Origin of the sequence: Salmonella sp. SJTUF14076 (genome assembly GCF_015534835.1) — a bacterium.
Taxonomy (GTDB): Bacteria; Pseudomonadota; Gammaproteobacteria; order Enterobacterales; family Enterobacteriaceae; genus Salmonella; species Salmonella enterica.
Genome location: NZ_CP064674.1, coordinates 3793194 through 3820181, shown reverse-complemented (window position 1 = coordinate 3820181; position 26988 = coordinate 3793194). Strand labels below are relative to the sequence as shown.

Annotated in this window: 23 protein-coding genes; 20 read left to right on the top strand and 3 right to left on the bottom strand. The window is 54.2% G+C overall.

Annotated features, from left to right (window positions below; genetic code table 11):
- Positions 1–2: 2 nt before the first annotated feature.
- The 3 genes from leuB to leuL all read right to left on the bottom strand — a co-directional run bounded on the left by leuB (position 3) and on the right by leuL (position 2839).
- Positions 3–1094: a 3-isopropylmalate dehydrogenase gene (leuB, locus tag HU143_RS18535; protein ID WP_000042336.1), complete on the bottom strand. Its 1092-nt coding sequence runs from the start codon at positions 1092–1094 to the stop codon at positions 3–5.
- A complete protein-coding gene (gene leuA, locus HU143_RS18530) occupies positions 1094–2665 on the bottom strand; it encodes a 2-isopropylmalate synthase (RefSeq protein WP_000082819.1) in 1572 nt (523 codons plus the stop codon). The genes leuB and leuA overlap by 1 nt, the downstream gene beginning before the upstream one ends.
- 87 nt (positions 2666–2752) lie before the next feature.
- Positions 2753–2839 (bottom strand): leu operon leader peptide, encoded by an 87-nt coding sequence (gene leuL, locus HU143_RS18525; RefSeq protein ID WP_001575587.1) that lies wholly within the window; start codon positions 2837–2839, stop codon positions 2753–2755.
- Positions 2840–3495: 656 nt separating this feature from the next.
- On the opposite strand from leuL, the gene leuO reads away from it, so the two are divergent.
- The 20 genes from leuO to ftsZ all read left to right on the top strand — a co-directional run bounded on the left by leuO (position 3496) and on the right by ftsZ (position 26972).
- Positions 3496–4440, top strand: a complete 945-nt coding sequence (gene leuO, locus HU143_RS18520) for a transcriptional regulator LeuO (RefSeq protein ID WP_001115420.1) — start codon at positions 3496–3498, stop codon at positions 4438–4440.
- Positions 4441–4761: 321 nt separating this feature from the next.
- On the top strand, positions 4762–6486 hold the full coding sequence (ilvI, locus tag HU143_RS18515; RefSeq protein WP_000425612.1) for an acetolactate synthase 3 large subunit: 1725 nt from the start codon (positions 4762–4764) through the stop codon (positions 6484–6486).
- A 2-nt stretch (positions 6487–6488) separates the two neighbouring features.
- Complete coding sequence (gene ilvN / locus HU143_RS18510) at positions 6489–6980, top strand: acetolactate synthase small subunit (RefSeq protein ID WP_001563086.1); 492 nt, start codon at positions 6489–6491, stop codon at positions 6978–6980.
- 250 nt (positions 6981–7230) lie between these two features.
- Positions 7231–8217 (top strand): IS110 family transposase, encoded by a 987-nt coding sequence (locus HU143_RS18505; protein WP_023226548.1) that lies wholly within the window; start codon positions 7231–7233, stop codon positions 8215–8217.
- 257 nt (positions 8218–8474) lie between these two features.
- Complete coding sequence (gene cra / locus HU143_RS18500) at positions 8475–9479, top strand: catabolite repressor/activator (protein ID WP_000762406.1); 1005 nt, start codon at positions 8475–8477, stop codon at positions 9477–9479.
- A 605-nt stretch (positions 9480–10084) separates the two neighbouring features.
- On the top strand, positions 10085–10543 hold the full coding sequence (mraZ, locus tag HU143_RS18495) for a division/cell wall cluster transcriptional repressor MraZ (protein ID WP_000488294.1): 459 nt from the start codon (positions 10085–10087) through the stop codon (positions 10541–10543).
- A gap of 1 nt (position 10544) precedes the next feature.
- Complete coding sequence (gene rsmH / locus HU143_RS18490) at positions 10545–11486, top strand: 16S rRNA (cytosine(1402)-N(4))-methyltransferase RsmH (protein WP_000970429.1); 942 nt, start codon at positions 10545–10547, stop codon at positions 11484–11486.
- Positions 11483–11848 carry a cell division protein FtsL gene (gene ftsL / locus HU143_RS18485; protein WP_000625651.1) on the top strand — a complete coding sequence of 122 codons (366 nt, stop codon included), beginning with the start codon at positions 11483–11485 and terminating at the stop codon, positions 11846–11848. Before rsmH ends, ftsL begins: the two co-directional genes overlap by 4 nt.
- A gap of 15 nt (positions 11849–11863) precedes the next feature.
- Positions 11864–13630, top strand: coding sequence for a peptidoglycan glycosyltransferase FtsI (gene ftsI / locus HU143_RS18480; RefSeq protein WP_000642235.1), 1767 nt, complete (start codon positions 11864–11866; stop codon positions 13628–13630).
- Entirely contained in the window at positions 13617–15104 is a 1488-nt protein-coding gene (gene murE / locus HU143_RS18475; RefSeq protein ID WP_000775084.1) for a UDP-N-acetylmuramoyl-L-alanyl-D-glutamate--2,6-diaminopimelate ligase, read from the top strand. Before ftsI ends, murE begins: the two co-directional genes overlap by 14 nt.
- Positions 15101–16459 (top strand): UDP-N-acetylmuramoyl-tripeptide--D-alanyl-D-alanine ligase, encoded by a 1359-nt coding sequence (gene murF / locus HU143_RS18470; RefSeq protein ID WP_000626636.1) that lies wholly within the window; start codon positions 15101–15103, stop codon positions 16457–16459. The genes murE and murF overlap by 4 nt, the downstream gene beginning before the upstream one ends.
- A complete protein-coding gene (mraY, locus tag HU143_RS18465) occupies positions 16453–17535 on the top strand; it encodes a phospho-N-acetylmuramoyl-pentapeptide-transferase (RefSeq protein WP_185191063.1) in 1083 nt (360 codons plus the stop codon). Before murF ends, mraY begins: the two co-directional genes overlap by 7 nt.
- A 2-nt stretch (positions 17536–17537) precedes the next feature.
- Positions 17538–18854 carry a UDP-N-acetylmuramoyl-L-alanine--D-glutamate ligase gene (gene murD / locus HU143_RS18460; RefSeq protein ID WP_023227652.1) on the top strand — a complete coding sequence of 439 codons (1317 nt, stop codon included), beginning with the start codon at positions 17538–17540 and terminating at the stop codon, positions 18852–18854.
- Complete coding sequence (gene ftsW, locus HU143_RS18455) at positions 18854–20098, top strand: cell division protein FtsW (protein WP_001239803.1); 1245 nt, start codon at positions 18854–18856, stop codon at positions 20096–20098. The genes murD and ftsW overlap by 1 nt, the downstream gene beginning before the upstream one ends.
- A complete protein-coding gene (gene murG / locus HU143_RS18450; protein ID WP_000016613.1) occupies positions 20095–21162 on the top strand; it encodes an undecaprenyldiphospho-muramoylpentapeptide beta-N-acetylglucosaminyltransferase in 1068 nt (355 codons plus the stop codon). Before ftsW ends, murG begins: the two co-directional genes overlap by 4 nt.
- 118 nt (positions 21163–21280) lie before the next feature.
- Entirely contained in the window at positions 21281–22756 is a 1476-nt protein-coding gene (gene murC, locus HU143_RS18445) for a UDP-N-acetylmuramate--L-alanine ligase (RefSeq protein ID WP_023218408.1), read from the top strand.
- Complete coding sequence (locus HU143_RS18440) at positions 22749–23669, top strand: D-alanine--D-alanine ligase (RefSeq protein WP_023227651.1); 921 nt, start codon at positions 22749–22751, stop codon at positions 23667–23669. Before murC ends, HU143_RS18440 begins: the two co-directional genes overlap by 8 nt.
- Position 23670: 1 nt before the next feature.
- Positions 23671–24501, top strand: a complete 831-nt coding sequence (gene ftsQ, locus HU143_RS18435; RefSeq protein WP_023227650.1) for a cell division protein FtsQ — start codon at positions 23671–23673, stop codon at positions 24499–24501.
- Positions 24498–25760, top strand: coding sequence for a cell division protein FtsA (gene ftsA, locus HU143_RS18430; RefSeq protein ID WP_000588463.1), 1263 nt, complete (start codon positions 24498–24500; stop codon positions 25758–25760). The genes ftsQ and ftsA overlap by 4 nt, the downstream gene beginning before the upstream one ends.
- 60 nt (positions 25761–25820) lie before the next feature.
- Positions 25821–26972: a cell division protein FtsZ gene (ftsZ, locus tag HU143_RS18425; protein WP_000462785.1), complete on the top strand. Its 1152-nt coding sequence runs from the start codon at positions 25821–25823 to the stop codon at positions 26970–26972.
- The last annotated feature ends 16 nt before the right edge of the window (positions 26973–26988 follow it).

The window sequence follows — 26988 nt, the reverse complement described above, 5'->3', positions numbered from 1 at the left end:
GATTACACCCCTTCTGCGACATAGCGGGCGATAATATCGCCCATCTCATCGGTACTGACTGCGGCAGCGCCCCTGGCTAAATCGCCGGTGCGAACGCCCTCTTCTAATGCGCGATTGATCGCCTGTTCAATGGCCGTTGCCGCATCGTTGGCATCCAGGCTGTAGCGCAGCAGCAGCGCCAGTGACAGGATCTGCGCAATTGGGTTGGCGATATTTTTCCCGGCGATATCCGGCGCGGAGCCGCCAGCCGGTTCATACAGGCCAAACCCTTGCTCGTTCAGGCTGGCGGAGGGCAACATCCCCATTGAGCCGGTGATCATGGCGCATTCGTCGGACAGAATGTCGCCGAACAGGTTAGAGCACAGCAGTACGTCAAACTGCGACGGGTCTTTAATCAACTGCATGGTGGCGTTATCGATATACATGTGCGCGAGTTCCACATCGGGATACGTTTTCGCGACATCATTGACGATTTCACGCCACAGGATAGAGCTTTGCAGTACGTTGGCTTTATCAATAGAGGTGACTTTACGGCGGCGTTTACGCGCCGATTCAAAGGCGATACGGGCAATGCGCTCGATCTCAAAGCGGTGATAAACTTCGGTATCAAAGGCTTTTTCGTACTGACCGCTGCCTTCACGGCCTTTTGGCTGTCCGAAATAGATCCCGCCGGTCAGCTCGCGCACGCACAGGATATCGAAACCGTTAGCGGCGATATCGGCGCGCAACGGGCAAAATGCTTCCAGTCCCTGATACAGTTTCGCCGGACGCAGGTTACTGAATAATTTGAAATGTTTGCGCAGCGGCAGCAGAGCGCCGCGCTCTGGCTGGCTTTCCGGGGGCAAATTTTCCCATTTCGGGCCGCCGACGGAGCCAAACAGAATGGCATCCGCCTGCTCACACCCTTCAACGGTGGCTTTCGGCAGTGGATGACCATGATTGTCGATAGCAATACCGCCGACGTCATAGCGGCTGGTGGTGATACGCATATCAAAACGGCTGCGTACCGCATCCATAACTTTCAGGGCTTGCGCCATGACTTCCGGGCCGATGCCGTCGCCCGGCAATACGGCAATATGATAGTTCTTCGACATTACACGGTTTCCTTGTTGTTCTCTTTATTTTGAGCTTTGCGTTGCAATTCTTTTTCAACTTCGGCGGCGCGCCAGATATTGTTCAGTACGTGCACCATCGCTTTGGCGGAGGATTCGACGATATCCGTCGCCAGCCCGACGCCGTGGAAGCGGCGACCATGATGATTCACGACGATATCGACCTGACCCAGCGCGTCTTTGCCCTGGCCTTTGGCGTTCAGGTCGTATTTAACCAACTCAACGTCGTAGCCAGTGATGCGGTTAATCGCCTGATAGATGGCGTCGACCGGGCCGTTGCCGTTCGCCGCTTCGGCCTTGATCTCTTCACCACAGGCCAGCTTCACGGAAGCAGTGGCGATATCGCTGGAGCCGGACTGCACGCTGAAGTAATCCAGACGGAAATGCTCTGGTTCTTCTTGCTGTTTATTAATAAACGCCAGCGCTTCCAGGTCATAGTCGAACACCTGGCCTTTTTTGTCCGCCAGCTTCAGGAACGCGTCGTACAGGTGATCCATGTTGTAGTCTGTGTCCTTGTAACCCATCTCTTCCATGCGATGTTTCACGGCGGCACGGCCAGAGCGGGAGGTCAGGTTCAGCTGTATCTGGTTCAGACCGATGGACTCTGGCGTCATGATTTCATAGTTTTCGCGGTTCTTGAGGACGCCATCCTGGTGGATGCCGGAAGAGTGGGCAAAAGCGCCGCTGCCGACAATCGCTTTGTTGGCCGGGATCGGCATGTTACAGATCTGGCTGACGGTCTGGCTGGTGCGCCAGATTTCGTGGTGATTGATGTTGGTGTGTACGTTCATGATGTCTTTGCGCACTTTAATCGCCATGATCACCTCTTCCAGCGCGCAGTTACCGGCACGTTCTCCGATACCGTTCATCGCGCCTTCAACTTGACGCGCGCCCGCATGTACTGCCGCCAGCGAGTTGCCTACTGCTATCCCTAAATCGTCGTGGGTATGAACGGAGATGATAGCTTTGTCGATATTGGGGACACGTTCATACAGGCCGGAAATGATTCCCGCGAACTCAAACGGCATGGTATAGCCCACGGTATCGGGAATATTAATGGTTCTCGCGCCGGCGTTTATAGCGGCTTCCACCACGCGCGCCAGATCGTCAACAGGCGTCCGGCCAGCATCCTCGCAGGAGAACTCTACGTCATCAGTGTAATTACGCGCCCGCTTAACCATGTATACCGCGCGTTCGATGACCTCATCCAGCGTGCTGCGCAGCTTGGTGGCGATGTGCATTGGCGAGGTGGCGATAAAAGTATGGATGCGAAACGCGTCGGCGACCTTCAGCGCCTGTGCCGCGACGTCGATGTCTTTTTCTACACAACGCGCCAGGGCGCAAACGCGACTGTTTTTGATGGTGCGGGCGATGGTTTGGACAGATTCAAAATCACCCGGAGAAGAGACCGGGAAGCCTACTTCCATGACATCAACACCCATGCGCTCAAGGGCCAGGGCAATCTGCAGCTTCTCTTTCGCGCTCAGGCTGGCCTGTAACGCTTGTTCGCCGTCGCGTAAGGTCGTATCAAAAATAATGACTTGCTGGCTCATGATGTGGTCCTTGTCTCCAGGGGCGCCTTGCGTCAGGCATAAAAAAACCCGCGCAACGGCGCGGGTTTTGTTTGACTTCGAGCTGACTTAATGTTGAATGCCGCCCACCGGTCTACCGCGCACAATAAATGCGTTGAGTAGTAGTAGCCCAGTGAAACGAACGATATGTGACATTAATTCAGCTCCAGCGAATGCGTTATGCTTTTAGTGGTACTGGATATGCCGTTTAATGTCAACTCTATTTTCTGTCGCCATTGCATTTTGTTGACGATATCCGGATACGTACTTTAGCTAATTGTGCTGGGCTGCGCGTCCAATAAAGGATAAAAGAACGAGTGGACATTCATACTTTTCATTGTTTGAAATATTTAGGCATTTTTGTTTGCAAATTGGTTAGGGGAATGGCCTGTTAAAGGTATGCTAAAGGTTTGGTTTATCTTTTTGATTTGTTTTATATTTTAACAAATAACCTTGTTTACTTAATGGATAAGGATAAAGTTATTGATAAATTAATGTTAACTTTTTAGCTATTAATAATATAAACATTTAATTGAAACTTAAATGATCATTCACTTGGTGTATGATTGTGTATTCGCCATAGTTATGGTTATATTGCTTGCGTAATTTAAACATTATGAATCGCAATGGTGTGACTCAGGACACATTACGCTTGCGCTGGCATTCTATTTGTCTCTGTCAGCGTCTTTATGTTTTCCGAATTTTAACGCTTTCCCTTTTTCTTATTTTATATGCATGGTAAATCATATTTTCAGGAATTATTTCTGCCTTCAGCCAGAAAAAGGGAGTTAAGCGTGACAGTGGAGTTAAATATGCCAGAGGTCAAAACCGAAAAGCCGCATCTTTTAGATATGGGCAAACCACAGCTTCGCATGGTTGATTTGAACCTATTGACCGTGTTCGATGCGGTAATGCAAGAGCAGAATATTACGCGCGCCGCCCACACGCTGGGAATGTCGCAGCCTGCGGTCAGTAACGCCGTAGCGCGTCTGAAGGTTATGTTTAATGACGAACTTTTTGTTCGATATGGACGAGGAATTCAGCCGACTGCCCGTGCATTTCAGTTATTTGGTTCAGTCCGTCAGGCGTTGCAATTGGTGCAAAATGAATTGCCGGGATCGGGGTTTGAGCCGACCAGCAGCGAACGTGTATTCAATCTTTGCGTGTGCAGTCCGCTGGATAATATCCTGACGTCACAGATTTATAATCGTGTAGAAAAAATTGCGCCAAATATTCATGTCGTTTTTAAAGCGTCGTTGAATCAGAATACTGAGCATCAGTTACGCTATCAGGAAACCGAGTTCGTTATTAGTTATGAAGAATTCCGTCGTCCTGAGTTTACCAGCGTACCGCTATTTAAAGATGAAATGGTTTTAGTCGCCAGCCGAAAACACCCGCGTATTAGCGGCCCGCTACTGGAAGGCGATGTTTATAATGAACAACATGCGGTTGTTTCTCTCGATCGTTATGCGTCATTTAGTCAGCCGTGGTATGACACGCCGGATAAACAGTCGAGCGTGGCTTATCAGGGCATGGCGCTTATCAGCGTTCTGAACGTGGTTTCGCAGACGCATTTGGTCGCTATTGCCCCGCGCTGGCTGGCGGAAGAGTTTGCGGAGTCGCTGGATCTGCAAATATTGCCGTTGCCTTTAAAACTGAATAGCCGGACATGCTACCTTTCCTGGCATGAAGCGGCTGGGCGTGATAAAGGGCATCAATGGATGGAAGATTTATTAGTCTCTGTTTGTAAGCGATAAAACCGGGCAGAATAAATCAGAAACAAATTCTGGTTTATTCTGCTTTTTAGCGTATATCAAAAATTTTATGCTGAATTAACGGTGAGCGATTCTTTTCGTCGTTGTGAAAAATAGATGAATTGCTGTAAGTCTGCATTTATAAGCGATTATTTATTACCTGGTGTGATTCAGACGGAGTATTTCTCCATTTCTTCTCTTCTTGCCTCCTGATTATTCTAACCTTCCCCATCTTTACGTCATTCCACCCAATTGCCAGGCGTGATAGCGAGCGGTTAAGGTGTCCGTCAAACCGTGATGACAGGTATAAAGTGGAGGCAAGCCGTGGAGATGTTGTCTGGAGCCGAGATGGTCGTCCGATCGCTTATCGATCAAGGCGTAAAGCAGGTGTTCGGCTATCCTGGAGGCGCAGTGCTTGATATTTATGATGCGCTACATACCGTTGGAGGGATCGATCATGTGCTGGTGCGTCATGAGCAGGCCGCGGTGCATATGGCGGATGGCCTGGCGCGAGCCACTGGCGACGTTGGCGTGGTGCTGGTGACTTCCGGACCGGGAGCGACCAATGCGATTACCGGGATTGCTACGGCCTATATGGATTCCATTCCGCTGGTGATTCTTTCCGGCCAGGTCGCCACCTCATTGATTGGCTATGATGCCTTTCAGGAGTGCGACATGGTGGGGATTTCCCGACCGGTGGTCAAACATAGCTTCCTGGTCAAACAGACGGAAGATATTCCCCAGGTGCTTAAAAAGGCCTTCTGGCTGGCGGCAAGCGGACGTCCTGGGCCGGTGGTCGTGGATCTGCCGAAAGATATTTTGAATCCGGCGAAAAAAATGCCGTATGCCTGGCCGGAAACGGTCAGTATGCGCTCTTACAATCCCACAACATCAGGACATAAAGGGCAAATCAAGCGTGCCTTGCAAACGCTGGCGTCGGCAAAAAAACCGGTGGTCTACGTTGGGGGAGGGGCGATAAGCGCGGCCTGCTATGCGCCGCTGCGCCACATCATTGAAACCTTTAACCTGCCGGTGGTCTCTTCATTAATGGGACTGGGCGCGTTTCCTGCTACTCATCGCCAGTCGTTAGGAATGCTGGGAATGCATGGCACTTATGAAGCCAATATGACCATGCATAACGCCGACGTGATTTTCGCTGTTGGCGTACGATTTGACGACCGCACGACGAATAATCTCGCTAAATATTGTCCGAACGCGACGGTATTACACATCGACATTGACCCGACGTCCATATCCAAAACGGTTAACGCTGATATCCCGGTGGTGGGCGATGCCCGCCTGGTACTGGAACAAATGCTGGAGCTACTGGCGCAGGATGCGCCGTCTCAGCCGCAGGATGATATTCGCGACTGGTGGCAGCAGATAGAGATCTGGCGCGCCCGTCAGTGCCTGAAATATGACGCGGAAAGCGAAAGTATTAAACCCCAGGCGGTGATTGAAACCCTCTGGCGTCTGACGAAGGGCGACGCGTACGTGACGTCCGATGTAGGACAACACCAGATGTTTGCCGCCCTCTATTACCCGTTCGATAAACCACGTCGCTGGATTAATTCCGGCGGGCTCGGCACGATGGGTTTTGGCCTACCGGCTGCGCTGGGCGTTAAAATGGCCCTGCCGAAAGAAATGGTGGTCTGCGTGACCGGCGATGGCAGTATACAGATGAACATTCAGGAGCTGTCGACAGCCTTACAGTATGAACTGCCGGTACTGGTTCTGAACCTGAACAACCGTTACCTGGGGATGGTGAAACAGTGGCAGGATATGATTTATTCCGGTCGCCATTCTCAGTCTTATATGCAGTCGTTACCGGATTTTGTGCGCCTGGCGGAAGCATATGGCCATGTTGGGCTGCAGATTAACCGTCCGGATGAGCTGGAAAGTAAACTCAGCGAAGCCCTTGAGCATGTGCGTAATAACCGACTGGTGTTCGTCGATGTCACCGTTGATGGCAGCGAGCATGTCTATCCGATGCAGATTCGCGGGGGCGGGATGGACGAAATGTGGTTAAGCAAAACGGAGAGGACCTGATGATGCGCCGGATTTTATCGGTATTACTGGAAAACGAATCTGGGGCGTTATCGCGGGTTATCGGCCTCTTTTCGCAACGCGGATATAATATTGAAAGCCTGACCGTTGCGCCGACAGACGATCCGACGTTGTCGCGCATGACTATCCAGACGGTAGGCGATGAAAAAGTGCTTGAGCAAATTGAAAAGCAACTGCACAAGCTGGTTGATGTGCTGCGCGTCAGCGAGCTGGGACAGGGAGCGCACGTTGAGCGGGAAATCATGCTGGTGAAAATCCAGGCCAGCGGCTACGGACGGGAAGAGGTGAAGCGTAATACGGAAATTTTCCGTGGTCAGATTATTGATGTCACGCCAACGCTGTATACCGTTCAACTGGCGGGCACCAGCGATAAACTGGATGCTTTTCTGGCCTCGCTGCGCGACGTGGCGAAAATTGTTGAAGTGGCGCGTTCAGGCGTCGTCGGGCTTTCGCGCGGCGATAAGATTATGCGCTGAGCAGATTCGCCGGATGACGACGCGGTTGCGTTTTATCCGGCCTTGTATCCTGAACAGATAGCTGATTAGCTGTCAGCTATCTGAAACGGGAGAAGCTTGTATCCGGCCTGAAGACTCTGAGCTTCCGATGTAGCTTAAGCCTCCCGTTTCACCTTTCACGTCACTCAAAATCCGAACGGTAACCAGAAGCGTTGACTTCGTATGTACAAGGCTGGAATGGCGTGTTGGCTCAGGTGAAAGGAGGTGTTCTGTGTGTACTCTCGGTATTGATGTCAGTAAAAATAAAATCGATCTTTGTCTGCTTACTGCCGGCCCCGGCGGTAAAAAAAAGCACAAGGTTCTGACTAACGAACCCGCCGTTGCCCGTAAAGTTATCGACTGGCTGAACGCACAAAAATGTGTTCCTGAAAGCGTGACTGTCGTACTGGAAGCGACGGGTATTTACCATGAAAATCTGGCGTATGGCCTGCATGAGGCCGGTGTCAGCGTCTGCATGGCCAACCCCTGTCGTGTCCGCGAATTTGCCCACGGGATGGATATCCTCAACAAGAATGATGCTGTCGATGCCTTCGTGCTGGCCTGTTATGGCGAGCTGAAGTCCCCGGCTGTCTGGGTTCCTCCTTCGCCTGAAGTACGTAAGCTGAGGGCATTGCTGCGCCAGCGGGATGCGCTGAGAGAGGATGTACAGCGTACGGTGAACCGGCTGGAAAAAGCGAATTCCACATCCACACCACAGGAGGTCATCCGTTCACTTGAGCGAACAAAGAGCTGGCTGAACGAGGAACTGGCCCGGATAGAGAAGCTGATAACCGATCATACGGATAACGATCCGGGGCTGAAGGCTGATCTCGAGTTACTGAAATCAATCAAGGGAGTGAAAGATCAGGTCGGGCGGGAGATGCTGGCGTTGCTGAAAGACGGGACGTTCAAAAGCGCCTCACAGGTGGCGGCCTATCTGGGACTGACACCGGTAGAGAAAACGTCGGGGAGCTCAGTGCGTGGCAGACCACATATGTCAAAAACAGGACCGTCAGGAGTGCGGGCTAAGCTGTACGTTGCAGCGCTGACCGCGAGCCGCTGGAACAAACAGGCGAAGGCTATCTATGAAAGGCTGGTCGCAAAGGGCAAGGCGAAGAAAGCCGCGCTGGGAGCTGTGATGCGCAAACTGGTACATTTATGCTTCGGCGTGTTGAAAACGCGGCTTCCGTGGGATGAAAATTATGTAGCTACCGCTTGACGTTCAAGACGGTAGCTGCAGGCTGATATCTGGCCCAGGTCCGATAAGCGTAGCGCCATCAGGCAGGTTTGCCGGATATCAGCCAACAGGAATTATCGCCCAACCCAATATCACCGGTTGGGCTTTTTTTTGCGAAATCCGTGGTAACCCGGAATAAAAGCGGTTGCCGGAGTGATCAAACTGCGCTTAGATGTTAACGATTTTAACCCATGCCGACATAAAGGTTATGGTTTGTACAATTTACACAAGGGGCAATTGTGAAACTGGATGAAATCGCTCGGCTGGCCGGTGTCTCGCGCACAACTGCAAGCTACGTTATAAACGGTAAAGCAAAGCAATACCGCGTGAGCGACAAAACCGTAGAAAAAGTCATGGCGGTAGTGCGTGAGCACAATTACCATCCTAACGCTGTGGCTGCCGGGCTGCGTGCTGGACGCACACGTTCCATTGGTCTGGTGATCCCGGACCTTGAAAACACGAGCTACACCCGTATCGCAAACTATCTTGAGCGCCAGGCACGCCAGCGTGGCTACCAACTGCTGATCGCCTGTTCTGAAGATCAGCCGGATAACGAAATGCGCTGCATTGAGCACCTTTTGCAACGCCAGGTGGATGCAATCATTGTTTCAACTTCGTTACCGCCGGAGCATCCCTTCTATCAGCGCTGGGCCAACGATCCGTTCCCCATCGTCGCGCTCGACCGCGCGCTGGATCGCGAACATTTCACCAGCGTGGTCGGCGCCGATCAGGATGATGCCGAGATGTTGGCGGAAGAGCTGCGTAAATTCCCGGCGGAAACGGTGCTTTATTTGGGCGCGCTGCCGGAGTTGTCCGTCAGTTTCCTGCGCGAGCAGGGGTTCCGCACCGCATGGAAAGACGATCCGCGGGAGGTGAATTTCTTATATGCCAACAGCTATGAGCGCGAAGCCGCCGCGCAGTTGTTTGAGAAATGGCTGGAAACGCATCCTATGCCGCAGGCGCTCTTTACGACATCATTCGCGCTATTACAGGGCGTGATGGACGTAACGCTGCGGCGCGATGGAAAACTGCCCTCGGATTTGGCGATTGCGACCTTCGGCGATCATGAGCTGCTGGATTTTCTGCAATGCCCGGTACTGGCGGTGGCGCAGCGTCATCGTGATGTCGCGGAACGCGTGCTGGAGATTGTGCTGGCAAGTCTTGATGAACCGCGTAAACCGAAACCCGGCTTAACGCGTATTCGGCGAAACCTGTATCGTCGCGGCATTCTGAGCCGTAGCTAAAGGACCGGCGGTAAAAGACTCTCTCTTCTGCCGCCGTCAAACAAATGCGTATCAGTAAAAATATCCCTTAAATAATTAAGATTATTCCTTAAAATTATCCGAAAATTCTTTTTTATTACCTTTCTTTTGTCCGAAATCGTCCATATTCCACTAATTAAGACGTAACGAGTCTTTTCCTTTGTATTGTTTTGTTACAAGCAGGCAAGAAATCGTCGAATTAACAGCCACTTTTTGTCTTTGGCGCGACAGTCGCTCGTAGGCGCTGGTATAGCAGGCACCGCACACGTTAAACAGGCACTGTTAACACGGTGCAATATGTCCTAAAATGCCGCTCGCGTCGCAAACTGACACTTTATATTTTTCTCGGATTATATTGAGTCCGTTTTAAACGGCGGTGGGTCTTTGGTTTTTTTCTTACAAATATTCATAACGTTAATTTGGCTTGCACGCTGGGTGGAAATTAATCAACGCAGATATTCGCCGTAAACATTGGCTTTTTTACTTAGGTAAGCGTTGTGACTTGCTTGACAAGCTTTTCCTCCGCTCCGTAAACTCCTTCGAGTGGGAATTTGTGGGATAAAGTGGTAAGAAGGGGTGAGACTGGCATGTTCCGGGGGGCAACGTTAGTCAATCTCGACAGTAAAGGGCGCCTGACCGTGCCGACCCGTTATCGGGAACAACTGATCGAGAGCGCTACCGGTCAAATGGTATGTACCATTGACATCCATCACCCATGCCTGCTGCTTTACCCCCTGCCTGAATGGGAAATTATTGAGCAAAAGTTATCTCGTCTGTCGAGCATGAACCCGGTAGAACGTCGCGTACAGCGTTTACTGTTGGGCCATGCCAGCGAATGTCAGATGGATGGTGCAGGTCGATTACTGATCGCGCCAGTTCTGCGGCAACATGCCGGACTGACGAAAGAAGTGATGCTGGTTGGACAGTTCAACAAATTTGAGCTGTGGGATGAAACGACCTGGTATCAACAGGTCAAGGAAGATATCGACGCTGAACAGTCAGCTACCGAAACGTTATCGGAGCGGCTGCAGGACTTGTCTCTATAAGATGATGGAAAATTTTAAACACACTACGGTACTGTTGGATGAAGCCGTTAATGGGCTGAATATTCGTCCGGATGGTATCTATATTGATGGCACATTTGGTCGCGGCGGCCACTCGCGCCTGATCCTCGCGCAACTGGGCGAAGAGGGGCGCTTGCTGGCGATCGATCGCGATCCGCAGGCGATCGCCGTTGCGCAGACCATTAATGATCCTCGCTTCTCCATCATTCATGGACCTTTTTCCGCGCTGGCTGATTATGTCGCCGAGCGCGAGCTTACCGGCAAGATTGACGGGATCCTTCTCGATCTTGGCGTCTCTTCTCCGCAGCTTGACGATGCGGAGCGCGGTTTTTCATTTATGCGCGACGGTCCGCTGGATATGCGAATGGACCCGACGCGCGGCCAGTCTGCCGCCGAGTGGTTACAAACGGCGGAGGAGGCGGATATCGCCTGGGTGCTGAAAACATTCGGCGAGGAGCGTTTTGCCAAACGTATTGCTCGCGCCATTGTTGAGCGCAATCGCGAACAGCCGATGACCCGCACCAAAGAGCTGGCTGAAGTGGTTGCGGCGGCGACCCCGGTAAAAGACAAATTCAAACATCCCGCGACCCGTACCTTCCAGGCGGTGCGCATCTGGGTAAACAGTGAACTGGAGGAGATAGAGCAGGCGCTAAAAAGCTCGCTCAGCGTACTGGCCCCAGGCGGGCGGCTTTCAATCATCAGTTTCCACTCTCTGGAAGACCGTATTGTGAAACGCTTTATGCGTGAGCAAAGCCGCGGTCCGCAGGTACCGGCGGGATTACCGATGACGGAAGCGCAGCTCAAAAAACTGGGCGGTCGTGAGTTACGAGCGTTAGGCAAGTTGATGCCGGGTGAAAAAGAGGTAGCTGAAAATCCTCGGGCCCGTAGTTCAGTTCTGCGTATCGCAGAGAGGACGAACGCATGATCAGCAGAGTGACAGAAGCCCTAAGCAAAGTGAAGGGATCGATAGGAAGCAACGAGCGCCATGCCTTGCCTGGCGTGATCGGTGACGATCTTTTGCGGTTCGGGAAGCTGCCACTCTGCTTGTTCATTTGCATCATTTTAACGGCGGTGACGGTGGTCACGACGGCGCACCATACTCGTTTACTCACCGCGCAGCGTGAACAACTGGTTCTGGAGCGCGATGCATTGGATATTGAATGGCGCAACCTGATCCTTGAAGAAAATGCGCTCGGCGATCACAGCCGGGTAGAGCGGATCGCAACGGAAAAGCTGCAAATGCAGCATGTTGATCCGTCCCAAGAAAATATCGTAGTGCAAAAATAAGGATAAACGCGACGCATGAAAGCAGCGGCAAAAACGCAAAAATCGAAACGCCAGGAAGAACAGACCAACTTCATCAGTTGGCGTTTTGCGTTGCTGTGCGGCTGTATTTTACTGGCGCTGGTTTTTTTACTTGGACGCGCGGCGTGGCTACAGATTATCGCCCCGGATATGCTGGTGCGTCAGGGCGATATGCGTTCGCTGCGTGTTCAGGAAGTCTCCACCTCACGTGGTATGATTACCGACCGTTCCGGGCGTCCACTGGCGGTCAGCGTACCGGTTAAGGCGATCTGGGCCGACCCGAAAGAAGTTCATGACGCCGGCGGCATCAGCGTCGGCGATCGCTGGAAAGCGCTTTCTACTGCGCTCAATATTCCGCTCGATCAGCTCTCCGCCCGTATCAACGCCAACCCGAAAGGGCGTTTTATTTATCTGGCGCGCCAGGTAAATCCTGACATGGCGGACTACATCAAAAAACTCAAACTGCCGGGGATTCATTTGCGTGAAGAATCACGCCGCTACTACCCGTCAGGAGAAGTAACCGCTCACCTCATCGGTTTTACCAACGTCGACAGTCAGGGGATTGAAGGCGTTGAAAAGAGCTTTGATAAGTGGCTTACCGGTCAGCCTGGCGAGCGAATTGTGCGTAAAGACCGCTATGGTCGCGTGATTGAGGATATCTCCTCCACTGACAGTCAGGCAGCGCACAACCTGGCGTTAAGCATTGATGAACGCTTACAGGCGCTGGTTTACCGCGAACTGAATAACGCGGTGGCGTTTAACAAGGCGGAATCCGGTAGCGCGGTGCTGGTCGATGTCAATACCGGTGAAGTACTGGCGATGGCGAATAGCCCTTCCTATAACCCCAACAACCTTGCCGGTACGCCGAAAGACGCGATGCGTAACCGTACCATCACCGACGTGTTTGAACCGGGTTCTACGGTTAAGCCGATGGTGGTAATGACTGCGCTTCAGCGCGGTATCGTCAACGAAAATACGGTGTTGAATACCGTTCCATACCGAATTAACGGCCACGAAATTAAAGACGTGGCGCGCTACAGCGAATTAACCCTGACTGGGGTTCTACAGAAGTCGAGTAACGTCGGTGTATCCAAACTGGCGTTAGCGATGCCGTCCTCAGCGTTAGTAGATACTTACTCACGTTTTGGGCTAGGAAAGGCGACCAATTTGGGGTTGGTCGGAGAACGCAGTGGCTTATATCCTCAAAAACAACGGTGGTCCGACATAGAGAGGGCCACCTTCTCTTTCGGCTACGGGCTAATGGTAACGCCGTTACAGTTAGCGCGAGTCTATGCAACGATCGGCAGCTATGGCATTTATCGCCCGCTGTCGATTACCAAAGTTGATCCGCCTGTACCCGGCGAGCGCATCTTCCCTGAATCCACCGTACGCACCGTGGTGCATATGATGGAAAGCGTGGCGCTGCCGGGCGGCGGCGGCGTGAAGGCGGCAATTAAAGGCTACCGTATCGCGATTAAAACCGGTACGGCGAAAAAAGTGGGGCCGGACGGTCGCTACATCAACAAATACATTGCTTACACCGCAGGCGTCGCGCCTGCGAGTCAGCCGCGCTTCGCGCTGGTGGTTGTCATCAACGATCCGCAGGCGGGTAAATACTACGGCGGCGCCGTTTCCGCGCCGGTATTTGGTGCCATCATGGGCGGCGTTCTGCGCACCATGAACATCGAACCGGACGCGCTGGCAACGGGCGAAAAAAATGAATTCGTAATTAATCAAGGCGAGGGAACAGGTGGCAGATCGTAATTTGCGCGACCTTCTTGCTCCGTGGGTGGCTGGACTACCCGCGCGAGAACTGCGAGAGATGACGCTCGACAGCCGTGTGGCTGCGGCGGGCGATCTCTTTGTGGCAGTGGTGGGTCATCAGGCGGACGGGCGTCGATATATCCCGCAGGCGATAGCGCAAGGCGTAGCTGCCATTATTGCAGAGGCGAAAGACGAGGCGACCGACGGTGAGATTCGCGAAATGCACGGCGTACCGGTTGTCTATCTCAGCCAGCTCAATGAGCGTTTATCTGCGCTGGCGGGCCGCTTTTACCATGAGCCATCTGAAAACATGCGTCTGGTGGCGGTGACCGGCACCAATGGCAAGACCACCACCACCCAACTACTGGCGCAGTGGAGCCAGTTGCTCGGCGAAACCAGCGCAGTGATGGGAACGGTAGGCAACGGACTGTTGGGTAAAGTGATCCCGACGGAGAACACAACCGGTTCCGCTGTGGATGTTCAGCATGTGCTGGCCAGTCTGGTTGCGCAGGGCGCGACCTTCGGCGCGATGGAAGTCTCTTCTCACGGCCTGGTGCAGCATCGCGTGGCGGCGCTGAAATTTGCCGCCTCCGTGTTTACTAATTTGAGCCGCGACCATCTCGACTATCATGGCGATATGGCGCATTACGAGGCGGCAAAATGGATGCTTTATTCCACCCACCATCACGGTCAGGCAATCGTCAACGCCGATGATGAAGTTGGACGCCGCTGGCTGGCATCGCTACCCGATGCGGTCGCGGTATCAATGGAAGGGCATATCAACCCTAACTGTCACGGTCGTTGGCTGAAAGCGGAGGCGGTGGAGTACCACGACCGCGGAGCGACGATTCGTTTTGCTTCAAGTTGGGGTGAAGGCGAAATCGAAAGCCGCCTGATGGGCGCGTTTAACGTCAGCAACTTACTGCTGGCATTGGCGACGCTGCTGGCGCTGGGCTATCCGTTAACGGATTTGCTGAAAACCGCCGCGCGTTTGCAGCCGGTTTGCGGGCGTATGGAAGTGTTCACTGCGCCAGGCAAACCGACGGTGGTGGTGGATTACGCGCACACGCCGGATGCGCTGGAAAAAGCGTTGCAGGCGGCGCGCCTGCACTGCGCCGGAAAATTGTGGTGCGTCTTTGGCTGTGGCGGGGATCGTGACAAAGGTAAGCGCCCACTCATGGGGGCCATTGCCGAAGAATTCGCGGATATCGTCGTGGTGACTGACGATAACCCGCGTACCGAGGAGCCGCGCGCCATTATCAACGATATTCTGGCCGGAATGCTGGACGCCGGGCAGGTCAGGGTAATGGAAGGCCGCGCTGAGGCGGTAACCAATGCCATTATGCAGGCAAAAGACAATGACGTCGTGCTGATTGCAGGTAAAGGGCACGAGGATTACCAGATTGTCGGCACGCAGCGTCTTGATTATTCAGACCGCGTGACCGCAGCGCGTTTGCTGGGGGTGATCGCATGATTAGCGTAACGCTCAGCAAAATTGCCGATGTCCTTGGCGCCGAACACCGCGGGGCGGATCTCACGCTCGATACGGTCATTACCGACACACGGAAAGTGACGCCGGGATGCCTGTTCGTGGCGCTGAAAGGGGAACGCTTTGATGCGCATGATTTTGCTGATAAAGCAAAAGCGAACGGCGCTGGCGCCCTGCTGGTCAGTCGTCCTCTGGATATCGATCTTCCGCAGGTGATTGTAAAAGACACGCGTCAGGCATTTGGTCAACTGGCCGCCTGGGTACGTATGCAGGTACCGGCGCGGGTGGTGGCGTTAACCGGTTCGTCCGGCAAAACCTCGGTCAAAGAGATGACCGCCGCGATTCTTAGCCAGTGCGGAAATACTTTGTATACCGCAGGCAATTTTAACAACGACATCGGCGTGCCGATAACGCTGCTGCGCTTAAACCATGATTATGACTATGCGGTAATCGAGTTAGGCGCTAATCACCAGGGAGAAATCGCCTGGACCGTTAGCCTGACGCGCCCGGAAGCGGCGCTGGTCAATAACCTGGCGGCGGCGCATCTGGAAGGTTTCGGCTCGTTGGCCGGCGTGGCGAAAGCGAAAGGCGAAATCTATACCGGTTTGCCTGAGAACGGTATCGCGATTATGAATGCCGATAATAATGACTGGCTGAACTGGCAAAGCATTATTGGCGATCGTCAGGTGTGGCGCTTTTCGCCGAATGCGGCAAACAGCGACTTTACCGCTGCGAATATCCACGTGACGTCACACGGTACTGAATTTACCCTGCAAACGCCGATGGGTAGCATTGATGTGCTGCTGCCGTTGCCGGGGCGGCACAATATTGCCAACGCGCTGGCGGCCGCTGCTTTATCAATGGCGGTGGGGGCTACGCTGACGGCGATTAAAGCAGGGCTGGCGGCGTTAAAAGCCGTACCCGGGCGTCTGTTCCCGATTCAGCTAAGTGAAAACCAACTGGTACTGGATGACGCTTATAACGCCAACGTCGGTTCGATGACCGCCGCAGTGCAGGTCCTTTCTGAAATGCCCGGCTACCGTGTGCTGGTGGTAGGCGATATGGCCGAGCTGGGCGCAGAAAGCGAAGCGTGCCACATCCAGGTTGGCGAGGCCGCAAAAGCGGCGGGTATTGATCGCGTGTTAAGCACCGGAAAACTCAGTCAGGCTATCAGCCACGCCAGCGGCGTCGGCGAACATTTTGCCGATAAAGCCGCGCTCATTGCGCGTTTACACGCTCTGCTTCAGGAGCAACCAATGATGACTATTTTAGTGAAAGGATCACGCAGCGCCGCGATGGAAGATGTGGTTCATGCGTTACAGGAGAAAGGTTCATGTTAGTTTGGCTGGCCGAGCATTTGGTCAAATATTATTCCGGCTTTAACGTCTTTTCTTATCTGACGTTTCGCGCCATCGTCAGCCTGTTGACCGCGCTGTTCATCTCTTTATGGATGGGCCCGCGTATGATCGCTCGTCTGCAAAAACTCTCTTTTGGCCAGGTGGTACGTAACGATGGCCCGGAATCGCACTTCAGTAAACGCGGTACGCCGACGATGGGCGGCATCATGATCCTGACGGCGATTGTGATTTCCGTTCTGTTATGGGCTTACCCGTCTAACCGGTACGTCTGGTGCGTGCTGGTGGTATTGATCGGCTACGGCATTATCGGTTTTGTCGATGACTACCGCAAAGTGGTGCGGAAAGATACCAAAGGGCTGATTGCGCGCTGGAAATATTTCTGGATGTCGGTTATCGCGCTCGGCGTGGCCTTTGCGCTTTATCTTGTCGGGAAAGACACGCCCGCGACCCAACTGGTGGTGCCGTTCTTTAAAGATGTTATGCCGCAATTGGGGCTGTTTTACATTCTGCTGTCCTACTTTGTCATCGTCGGTACGGGTAACGCCGTAAACCTGACCGACGGGCTTGATGGTCTGGCGATTATGCCGACTGTCTTCGTTGCCGCCGGCTTTGCGCTGGTGGCCTGGGCGACCGGGAACATGAACTTCGCCAATTACCTGCATATTCCGTATTTACGCCATGCGGGCGAGCTGGTGATTGTCTGTACGGCGATTGTCGGCGCGGGATTAGGATTCTTGTGGTTTAACACCTATCCGGCGCAGGTTTTTATGGGCGATGTCGGATCGCTGGCGTTGGGCGGCGCGTTGGGCATTATCGCCGTGCTGCTGCGTCAGGAGTTCCTGCTGGTGATCATGGGCGGCGTCTTTGTGGTGGAAACTCTGTCGGTCATCCTGCAGGTGGGTTCCTTTAAACTACGCGGACAGCGTATTTTCCGTATGGCGCCTATCCATCACCACTATGAACTGAAAGGCTGGCCGGAACCGCGCGTGATTGTGCGCTTCTGGATTATTTCGCTGATGCTGGTGCTGATTGGCCTGGCAACGCTGAAGGTACGTTAATCATGGCTGATTACCAGGACAAAAACGTCGTCATTATTGGTCTGGGCTTAACCGGACTCTCTTGCGTGGACTTTTTTCTCGCCCGCGGCGTGACGCCGCGGGTGATGGATACTCGCGTGACGCCGCCGGGTCTGGATAAGCTGCCGCAAGAGGTTGAGCGTCACGTTGGCGGCCTGAACGACGAGTGGCTCTTAGCGGCGGATTTAATCGTCGCCAGCCCTGGCATCGCTCTGGCGCATCCCTCTCTTAGCGCTGCCGCCAGCGCTGGAGTGGAAATTGTCGGCGATATCGAACTGTTTTGCCGCGAAGCGCAAGCGCCGATTGTGGCCATCACCGGCTCGAATGGCAAAAGCACCGTGACCACCTTAGTGGGCGAGATGGCGAAGGCGGCGGGCGTCAATGTCGGCGTTGGCGGCAATATCGGTCTTCCGGCGCTGATGCTGCTGGATGCCGATCGCGAATTGTACGTGCTGGAATTATCCAGTTTCCAACTGGAAACCACGTCAAGTTTGCAAGCGGCGGCGGCAACGGTGCTCAACGTCACTGAAGATCATATGGACCGGTATCCGTTTGGTTTGCAACAGTACCGGGCGGCGAAACTGCGCGTCTACGAGAAGGCGAAAGTGTGCGTAGTGAATGCCGATGATGCGTTGACGATGCCGGTTCGTGGGGCCGATGAGCGCTGCGTCAGCTTTGGCGTCAATATGGGTGATTATCACCTTAATCGTCAGCAGGGCGAAACCTGGCTGCGAGTCAAAGGCGAGAAGGTGCTGAACGTGAAAGAGATGAAGCTTTCCGGGCAGCATAACTATACCAATGCGTTAGCGGCGCTGGCGCTGGCGGATGCCGTAGGTCTGCCGCGCGCCAGCAGTTTGAAGGCGTTGACGACATTTACCGGTCTGGCGCATCGCTTCCAGCTGGCGTTGGAGCATAACGGCGTACGTTGGATCAACGACTCGAAAGCGACCAATGTCGGCAGTACCGAAGCGGCGCTAGACGGTTTGCATGTGGACGGTACGCTGCATCTGCTGCTGGGCGGCGACGGTAAGTCGGCAGACTTTTCTCCGCTGGCGCGCTATCTGACCGGCGATCGTATCCGCCTGTATTGCTTTGGGCGCGATGGCGCGCAGCTTGCCGCGCTGCGTCCGGAAATCGCCCAACAGACTGAGACGATGGAAGAGGCGATGCGTTTGCTGGCGCCGCGCGTTCAGCCGGGTGATATGGTGCTGCTGTCGCCCGCCTGCGCCAGCCTCGATCAGTTTAAAAATTTTGAGCAACGGGGCGATGTCTTTACCCGTCTGGCGAAGGAGTTAGGTTGATGCGTTTATCTCTCCCCCGTCTGAGAATGCCGCGCGTACCAGGCTTTGGCCTCCTGGCCTGGCTGTTTGCGGCGCTTAAAGGCTGGGTGATGGCTTCGCGCGATAAAGACGCCGACAGTCTGATCATGTATGACCGCACGCTGCTATGGCTGACCTTCGGGCTGGCGGCGATTGGTTTTGTCATGGTGACGTCGGCCTCCATGCCAGTCGGGCAGCGCCTGGCGAACGATCCGTTTTTGTTTGCCAAACGTGATGCGCTCTATATCTTCCTGGCATTTTGTCTGGCGATGGTCACGCTACGTTTGCCCATGACCTTCTGGCAAAAATACAGCACGACGATGCTGATTGCGTCGATCATTATGCTGCTTATCGTGCTGGTCGTCGGGAGCTCGGTCAACGGGGCGTCGCGCTGGATTGCGCTGGGGCCGCTGCGTATTCAGCCTGCGGAGTTTACCAAGCTGTCGCTGTTCTGCTACCTCGCGAACTATCTGGTGCGTAAGGTTGATGAGGTGCGAAATAACCTGCGCGGCTTTTTAAAACCAATGGGCGTGATTCTGGTGCTGGCGGTGTTACTGCTGGCGCAGCCTGACCTCGGGACGGTGGTCGTACTGTTTGTCACCACGCTGGCGATGCTGTTTCTCGCCGGGGCGAAATTATGGCAGTTCATCGCCATTATCGGGATGGGCATCTCGGCGGTGATTCTGTTAATCCTCGCCGAACCGTATCGTATTCGTCGCGTTACCTCGTTCTGGAACCCCTGGGAAGATCCGTTCGGCAGCGGTTATCAGCTGACGCAGTCGCTGATGGCTTTTGGTCGCGGTGAGATATGGGGGCAAGGGCTGGGGAATTCGGTGCAGAAACTGGAGTATTTGCCGGAGGCGCACACCGATTTCATCTTCGCCATTATTGGGGAAGAACTGGGTTATATCGGTGTGGTATTGGCGCTTTTAATGGTATTCTTCGTCGCTTTTCGCGCGATGTCGATTGGCCGTAAGGCATTGGAGATTGACCACCGTTTTTCCGGATTTTTAGCGTGTTCTATCGGTATCTGGTTTAGTTTCCAGGCGCTGGTAAACGTTGGCGCGGCCGCGGGGATGCTGCCGACCAAAGGTCTTACGCTGCCGCTGATCAGTTATGGCGGGTCGAGTCTGTTGATTATGTCGACGGCCATTATGTTTTTATTACGTATTGATTATGAAACGCGTCTGGAAAAAGCGCAGGCGTTTACACGAGGTTCTCGATGAGTGGTCAACCGAAGCGGTTAATGGTGATGGCGGGCGGTACCGGCGGGCACGTGTTCCCGGGACTGGCCGTTGCGCATCATTTAATGGCCCAGGGCTGGCAAGTTCGCTGGCTGGGTACCGCCGATCGTATGGAAGCGGATTTAGTGCCGAAGCATGGCATCGATATTGACTTTATTCGGATCTCCGGTCTGCGCGGTAAAGGCGTAAAAGCGCTTCTGGCGGCGCCGCTGCGGATTTTTAACGCCTGGCGGCAGGCGCGGGCGATCATGAAGCGGTTTAAGCCGGATGTCGTGCTGGGAATGGGCGGTTATGTTTCCGGCCCCGGCGGTCTTGCCGCCTGGTCATTGGGTATTCCGGTCGTTTTGCATGAGCAAAACGGTATCGCCGGGCTAACCAATCAGTGGCTGGCCAAAATCGCGACCACGGTGATGCAGGCGTTTCCCGGTGCGTTCCCGAACGCGGAAGTGGTGGGTAACCCGGTGCGTACCGACGTACTGGCGTTGCCGTTGCCGCAGGTGCGTCTGGCCGGTCGTGACGGCCCGATTCGCGTGTTGGTGGTCGGCGGTTCTCAGGGGGCGCGAGTCCTGAACCAGACGATGCCGCAGGTTGCCGCCAGACTGGGCGATACGGTTACAATCTGGCATCAAAGCGGAAAAGGCGCGCAGCTCACGGTAGAGCAGGCATATGCCGGGGCAGGACAACCGCAGCATAAGGTAACGGAATTTATCGATGACATGGCCGCCGCCTATGCGTGGGCGGATGTGGTGGTGTGCCGTTCCGGCGCTTTAACGGTGAGCGAGATCGCCGCCGCCGGGTTACCGGCGATATTCGTGCCGTTTCAGCATAAAGACAGGCAGCAGTACTGGAATGCGCTGCCGTTAGAAAACGCCGGCGCAGCTAAGATTTTTGAGCAGCCGCAGTTTACTGTAGAGGCTGTCGCCGACACCCTGGCGGGGTGGTCGCGCGAGGCGTTGTTAACCATGGCGGAGCGTGCCCGCGCGGTATCCATTCCGGATGCTACCGAGCGCGTCGCCAGTGAAGTCAGCCGGGTTGCCCGGACATAATTTGTGGCGGTGCCTTTTGCATCGCAGGGTTTTTCTACCCTCAATAATTTGGGTTGCAGGCAAGCCAACGCATCTGCAATTTGAAGTATGGCGGGTATTGGAGTTAATGGCGTAAAGAATGAATACACAACAACTGGCAAAACTGCGTTCCATCGTGCCCGAAATGCGTCGCGTTCGGCACATTCACTTTGTCGGCATCGGTGGTGCTGGTATGGGCGGTATTGCCGAAGTTCTGGCCAATGAAGGGTATCAGATCAGTGGTTCCGATTTAGCGCCGAATCCGGTGACCCAGCAGTTGACGAGCCTGGGGGCGACGATTTTCTTTAACCATCGTCCGGAAAATGTGCGTGATGCCAGCGTGGTCGTCGTTTCCAGCGCAATTTCCGCGGATAACCCGGAAATTGTCGCGGCGCATGAAGCGCGTATTCCGGTTATTCGCCGTGCGGAAATGCTGGCGGAACTGATGCGTTTTCGCCACGGCATCGCCATTGCCGGGACGCACGGAAAAACCACAACGACCGCGATGGTGTCCAGTATTTATGCCGAAGCGGGGCTGGACCCGACTTTCGTGAATGGCGGATTGGTGAAAGCCGCAGGCGTTCATGCGCGTCTGGGCCATAGTCGTTACCTGATTGCCGAGGCAGATGAGAGCGACGCATCCTTCCTGCATTTGCAGCCGATGGTCGCGATCGTCACCAACATCGAAGCCGACCATATGGATACCTATCATGGCGACTTTGAAAATTTAAAGCAGACGTTTATTAACTTCCTGCATAACCTGCCGTTCTACGGTCGCGCGGTAATGTGCGTCGACGATCCGGTCATCCGCGAGCTGCTGCCGCGGGTGGGGCGTCAGACCACGACGTATGGCTTTAGCGAGGATGCTGACGTCCGCGTAGAAGATTATCAGCAGATAGGGCCGCAGGGGCACTTTACGCTGTTGCGCCAGGGAATGCCGAATCTGCATGTCACGTTGAATGCGCCGGGTCGCCACAATGCCCTGAATGCCGCCGCGGCAGTGGCGGTAGCGACCGAAGAAGGCATTGACGATGACGCTATCCTGCGCGCGCTGGAAAGCTTCCAGGGGACCGGGCGTCGTTTTGACTTCCTCGGCGAGTTCCCGCTTGAGCCGGTGAATGGTAAAGCCGGGACAGCGATGCTGGTGGATGACTATGGCCATCATCCGACTGAAGTAGACGCCACCATTAAAGCTGCGCGAGCAGGGTGGCCGGATAAAAAACTGGTGATGCTGTTTCAGCCGCACCGTTACACGCGCACGCGCGATCTGTATGACGATTTCGCCAATGTGCTGACCCAGGTTGATGCGCTGCTGATGCTGGACGTTTACCCGGCGGGCGAAGCGCCGATTCCGGGCGCGGATAGCCGTTCTTTATGTCGTACGATTCGTAATCGGGGAAAAATTGACCCGATTCTGGTTTCCGATCCGGCTCAGGTTGCGACAATGTTAGCGCCGGTGCTGACGGGTAACGACTTGATATTAGTGCAAGGCGCAGGAAATGTTGGCAAAATTGCGCGTTACTTATCTGAAATCAAGCTGAAGCCGCAAATCCAGGAGGAAGAGCAACATGGCTGATAAAATCGCGGTCCTGTTGGGCGGAACCTCTGCGGAGCGGGACGTTTCGTTAAATTCCGGCGCGGCAGTGTTGGCCGGGTTACGTGAAGGCGGCATTGATGCGCATCCCGTCGATCCGCAAGAGGTCGATGTCGCGCAGCTTAAAGCAATGGGCTTTCAGAAGGTCTTTATTGCGTTGCATGGCCGTGGCGGTGAAGATGGCACCTTACAGGGAATGCTTGAACTGCTCGGCCTGCCTTATACCGGCAGCGGCGTGATGGCCTCGGCGCTTTCCATGGATAAACTGCGCAGTAAATTGCTGTGGCAGGGCGCAGGCTTACCGGTTGCGCCGTGGGTCGCGCTGACGCGCGCTGAGTTTGAAAAAGGCCTTAGCGAAGAACAAAAAGCGCGAATTTCGGCGCTGGGTTTACCGCTGATCGTCAAACCCAGCCGTGAAGGCTCCAGCGTCGGTATGACGAAAGTAGTAGAAGAAAATGCTTTACAGGGTGCGTTATCATTGGCTTTTCAGCATGATGACGAAATACTGATTGAGAAATGGCTGTGCGGTCCGGAATTTACGGTGGCGATAGTTGGCGAAGAAATTTTACCGTCAATTCGTATCCAACCGGCAGGAACCTTCTATGATTATGAGGCGAAGTATCTCTCTGATGAGACTCAGTATTTCTGCCCTGCCGGTTTAGAAGCGTCCCAGGAAGCCGCGCTACAGTCTCTCGTCCTGCAGGCATGGAAAGCTTTAGGCTGCACGGGATGGGGGCGTATTGACGTCATGCTGGACAGCGATGGTCAGTTTTATCTGCTGGAAGCCAATACTTCTCCGGGGATGACCAGCCATAGTCTGGTGCCGATGGCGGCGCGTCAGACGGGAATGAGCTTCTCGCAGTTAGTGGTACGAATTCTGGAGTTGGCGGACTGATATGTCGCAGGCTGCGCTGAACACGCGAAACAGTGATGAAGAGACGCCTTCTTCACGCCGCAATAATGGAACGCGTCTTGCAGGAATTTTATTCCTGCTGACGGTACTGTGCACCGTGTTTGTTAGCGGGTGGGTCGTGTTAGGGTGGATGGAAGATGCGCAGCGTTTACCGTTATCAAAGCTGGTATTAACCGGCGAGCGTCACTACACGCGTAACGATGATATCCGTCAGGCGATACTGGCTCTGGGCGCGCCGGGAACCTTCATGACGCAGGATGTGAACATTATCCAGAGCCAGATTGAGCGTTTGCCGTGGATTAAACAGGCCAGCGTCAGAAAACAGTGGCCTGATGAATTGAAGATTCATCTGGTTGAATATGTGCCGATTGCGCGTTGGAATGATCAACATATGGTCGATTCTGAAGGGAATACCTTCAGCGTGCCGTCAGACCGCATCGGCAAACAGGTTTTACCCATGTTGTATGGCCCGGAAGGCAGCGCGAGTGAAGTGTTGCAGGGATACCGCGAGATGGGGCAGGTGCTGGCTAAGGATAAATTCACTCTGAAGGAAGCGGCGATGACCGCACGTCGCTCCTGGCAATTGACGCTTAATAACGGTATTAAGCTCAATCTCGGCAGGGGCGATACGATGAAAAGGTTGGCTCGCTTTGTAGAACTCTATCCGGTTTTACAGCAGCAGGCGCAAACCGATGGCAAACGGATTAGCTACGTTGATTTGCGTTATGACTCAGGTGCGGCAGTTGGCTGGGCGCCGCTCCCCCCTGAGGAATCTAATCAGCAACAGAATCAGGCACAGGCAGAACAACAATGATCAAGGCGACGGACAGAAAACTGGTAGTAGGACTGGAGATTGGCACCGCGAAGGTTGCCGCTTTAGTAGGGGAAGTTCTGCCCGACGGTATGGTCAATATCATTGGCGTGGGCAGTTGCCCATCGCGGGGTATGGATAAAGGCGGGGTGAATGACCTTGAGTCAGTGGTGAAATGCGTTCAGCGCGCCATTGACCAGGCGGAATTGATGGCTGATTGCCAGATCTCCTCGGTATATCTGGCGCTTTCCGGCAAACATATTAGCTGTCAGAATGAAATTGGCATGGTGCCCATTTCCGAAGAGGAAGTGACGCAGGAAGATGTGGAAAACGTCGTGCATACTGCGAAGTCAGTGCGCGTGCGCGATGAGCATCGCGTGCTGCATGTGATTCCTCAGGAGTACGCCATTGACTACCAGGAAGGCATTAAAAATCCGGTCGGTCTTTCCGGCGTGCGTATGCAGGCGAAAGTACATTTGATTACCTGCCACAACGATATGGCAAAAAACATTGTCAAAGCTGTTGAACGTTGTGGTCTGAAAGTTGACCAACTGATATTTGCCGGACTGGCGGCCAGTTATTCCGTGTTAACGGAAGATGAACGTGAACTGGGCGTCTGTGTCGTGGATATCGGCGGTGGTACAATGGATATCGCCGTTTATACTGGCGGCGCGCTGCGTCATACCAAAGTGATCCCTTACGCGGGGAACGTGGTGACCAGCGATATCGCTTATGCCTTTGGTACGCCGCCGAGCGATGCTGAAGCCATTAAAGTCCGCCACGGTTGCGCGCTGGGCTCCATCGTCGGTAAAGACGAGAGCGTTGAAGTACCGAGCGTAGGCGGGCGTCCGCCGCGCAGCCTGCAACGTCAGACGCTGGCGGAAGTGATTGAGCCGCGTTACACCGAGCTGCTCAATCTGGTCAACGAAGAGATATTGCAATTACAGGAACAGCTTCGCCAACAAGGGGTAAAACATCACCTGGCGGCGGGGATTGTGTTAACCGGCGGCGCGGCGCAAATCGAAGGGCTTGCTGCTTGCGCTCAGCGCGTGTTTCATACGCAGGTGCGTATCGGCGCGCCGCTGAATATCACCGGTCTGACGGATTATGCCCAGGAGCCGTATTACTCAACGGCGGTGGGATTGCTTCACTACGGGAAAGAGTCCCACTTAAACGGTGAAGCAGAAGTGGAAAAACGTGTTACGGCATCAGTTGGCTCGTGGATCAAGCGACTTAATAGCTGGCTGCGAAAAGAGTTTTAATTTTTATGAGGCCGCCAGATATTACGGCCTCAGGCGACAGGCACATGACGGAGAGAGATTATGTTTGAACCTATGGAACTAACCAACGACGCGGTGATTAAAGTCATCGGCGTCGGTGGTGGCGGCGGTAACGCTGTTGAACACATGGTGCGCGAGCGCATCGAAGGTGTTGAATTCTTCGCGGTGAATACCGACGCTCAGGCGTTGCGTAAAACGGCGGTTGGCCAGACCATTCAAATTGGTAGCGGCATTACCAAAGGTCTGGGCGCTGGCGCTAACCCGGAAGTCGGTCGTAACGCGGCGGACGAAGACCGTGAAGCGCTGCGTGCGGCGCTTGAAGGCGCAGACATGGTATTTATCGCGGCAGGCATGGGCGGCGGTACCGGTACCGGCGCGGCGCCTGTGGTTGCTGAAGTGGCAAAAGATTTAGGTATTCTGACCGTTGCCGTGGTGACTAAGCCTTTCAATTTTGAAGGCAAAAAGCGCATGGCATTTGCGGAGCAGGGTATTACCGAGCTGTCCAAGCATGTGGACTCGTTGATCACCATCCCGAACGACAAGCTGCTGAAAGTGCTGGGTCGTGGTATCTCCCTGCTCGACGCGTTCGGCGCGGCTAACGACGTGCTGAAAGGCGCGGTTCAGGGTATCGCAGAGCTGATCACCCGCCCGGGCCTGATGAACGTCGACTTTGCTGACGTGCGTACCGTGATGTCTGAAATGGGCTACGCAATGATGGGCTCCGGCGTGGCGAGCGGTGAAGACCGTGCGGAAGAAGCGGCTGAAATGGCTATTTCTTCTCCGCTGCTGGAAGATATCGACCTGTCCGGCGCGCGCGGCGTGTTGGTCAACATTACTGCGGGCTTCGACCTGCGTCTGGATGAGTTCGAAACCGTCGGTAACACCATCCGTGCCTTTGCGTCGGATAACGCCACCGTGGTTATCGGTACCTCTCTGGACCCGGATATGAACGACGAACTGCGCGTGACCGTTGTTGCCACTGGAATTGGTATGGACAAGCGTCCTGAAATCACTCTGGTCACCAATAAACAGGTGCAGCAGCCGGTGTTGGATCGTTATCAGCAGCACGGTATGGCGCCGCTGACGCAGGAGCAAAAAACGGTCGCGAAAGTGGTTAACGACAATACACCACAGGCGGCGAAAGAGCCGGATTATCTGGATATCCCCGCATTCCTGCGTAAGCAAGCTGATTAAGAATTAGCTGGAATTT

Coding starts and splice junctions, on each gene's coding strand:
- leuA (WP_000082819.1), bottom strand. CDS start 2,665: ATGAGCCAGCAAGTCATTATTTTTGATACGACCTTACGCGACGGCGAA.
- leuL (WP_001575587.1), bottom strand. CDS start 2,839: ATGTCACATATCGTTCGTTTCACTGGGCTACTACTACTCAACGCATTT.
- HU143_RS18440 (WP_023227651.1), top strand. CDS start 22,749: ATGGCTGATAAAATCGCGGTCCTGTTGGGCGGAACCTCTGCGGAGCGG.
- ftsA (WP_000588463.1), top strand. CDS start 24,498: ATGATCAAGGCGACGGACAGAAAACTGGTAGTAGGACTGGAGATTGGC.
- leuB (WP_000042336.1), bottom strand. CDS start 1,094: ATGTCGAAGAACTATCATATTGCCGTATTGCCGGGCGACGGCATCGGC.
- murD (WP_023227652.1), top strand. CDS start 17,538: ATGGCTGATTACCAGGACAAAAACGTCGTCATTATTGGTCTGGGCTTA.
- ftsQ (WP_023227650.1), top strand. CDS start 23,671: ATGTCGCAGGCTGCGCTGAACACGCGAAACAGTGATGAAGAGACGCCT.
- ftsL (WP_000625651.1), top strand. CDS start 11,483: ATGATCAGCAGAGTGACAGAAGCCCTAAGCAAAGTGAAGGGATCGATA.
- mraZ (WP_000488294.1), top strand. CDS start 10,085: ATGTTCCGGGGGGCAACGTTAGTCAATCTCGACAGTAAAGGGCGCCTG.
- ftsZ (WP_000462785.1), top strand. CDS start 25,821: ATGTTTGAACCTATGGAACTAACCAACGACGCGGTGATTAAAGTCATC.
- ilvN (WP_001563086.1), top strand. CDS start 6,489: ATGCGCCGGATTTTATCGGTATTACTGGAAAACGAATCTGGGGCGTTA.
- murC (WP_023218408.1), top strand. CDS start 21,281: ATGAATACACAACAACTGGCAAAACTGCGTTCCATCGTGCCCGAAATG.
- murF (WP_000626636.1), top strand. CDS start 15,101: ATGATTAGCGTAACGCTCAGCAAAATTGCCGATGTCCTTGGCGCCGAA.
- murG (WP_000016613.1), top strand. CDS start 20,095: ATGAGTGGTCAACCGAAGCGGTTAATGGTGATGGCGGGCGGTACCGGC.
- rsmH (WP_000970429.1), top strand. CDS start 10,545: ATGATGGAAAATTTTAAACACACTACGGTACTGTTGGATGAAGCCGTT.
- ftsI (WP_000642235.1), top strand. CDS start 11,864: ATGAAAGCAGCGGCAAAAACGCAAAAATCGAAACGCCAGGAAGAACAG.
- leuO (WP_001115420.1), top strand. CDS start 3,496: ATGCCAGAGGTCAAAACCGAAAAGCCGCATCTTTTAGATATGGGCAAA.
- mraY (WP_185191063.1), top strand. CDS start 16,453: ATGTTAGTTTGGCTGGCCGAGCATTTGGTCAAATATTATTCCGGCTTT.
- ftsW (WP_001239803.1), top strand. CDS start 18,854: ATGCGTTTATCTCTCCCCCGTCTGAGAATGCCGCGCGTACCAGGCTTT.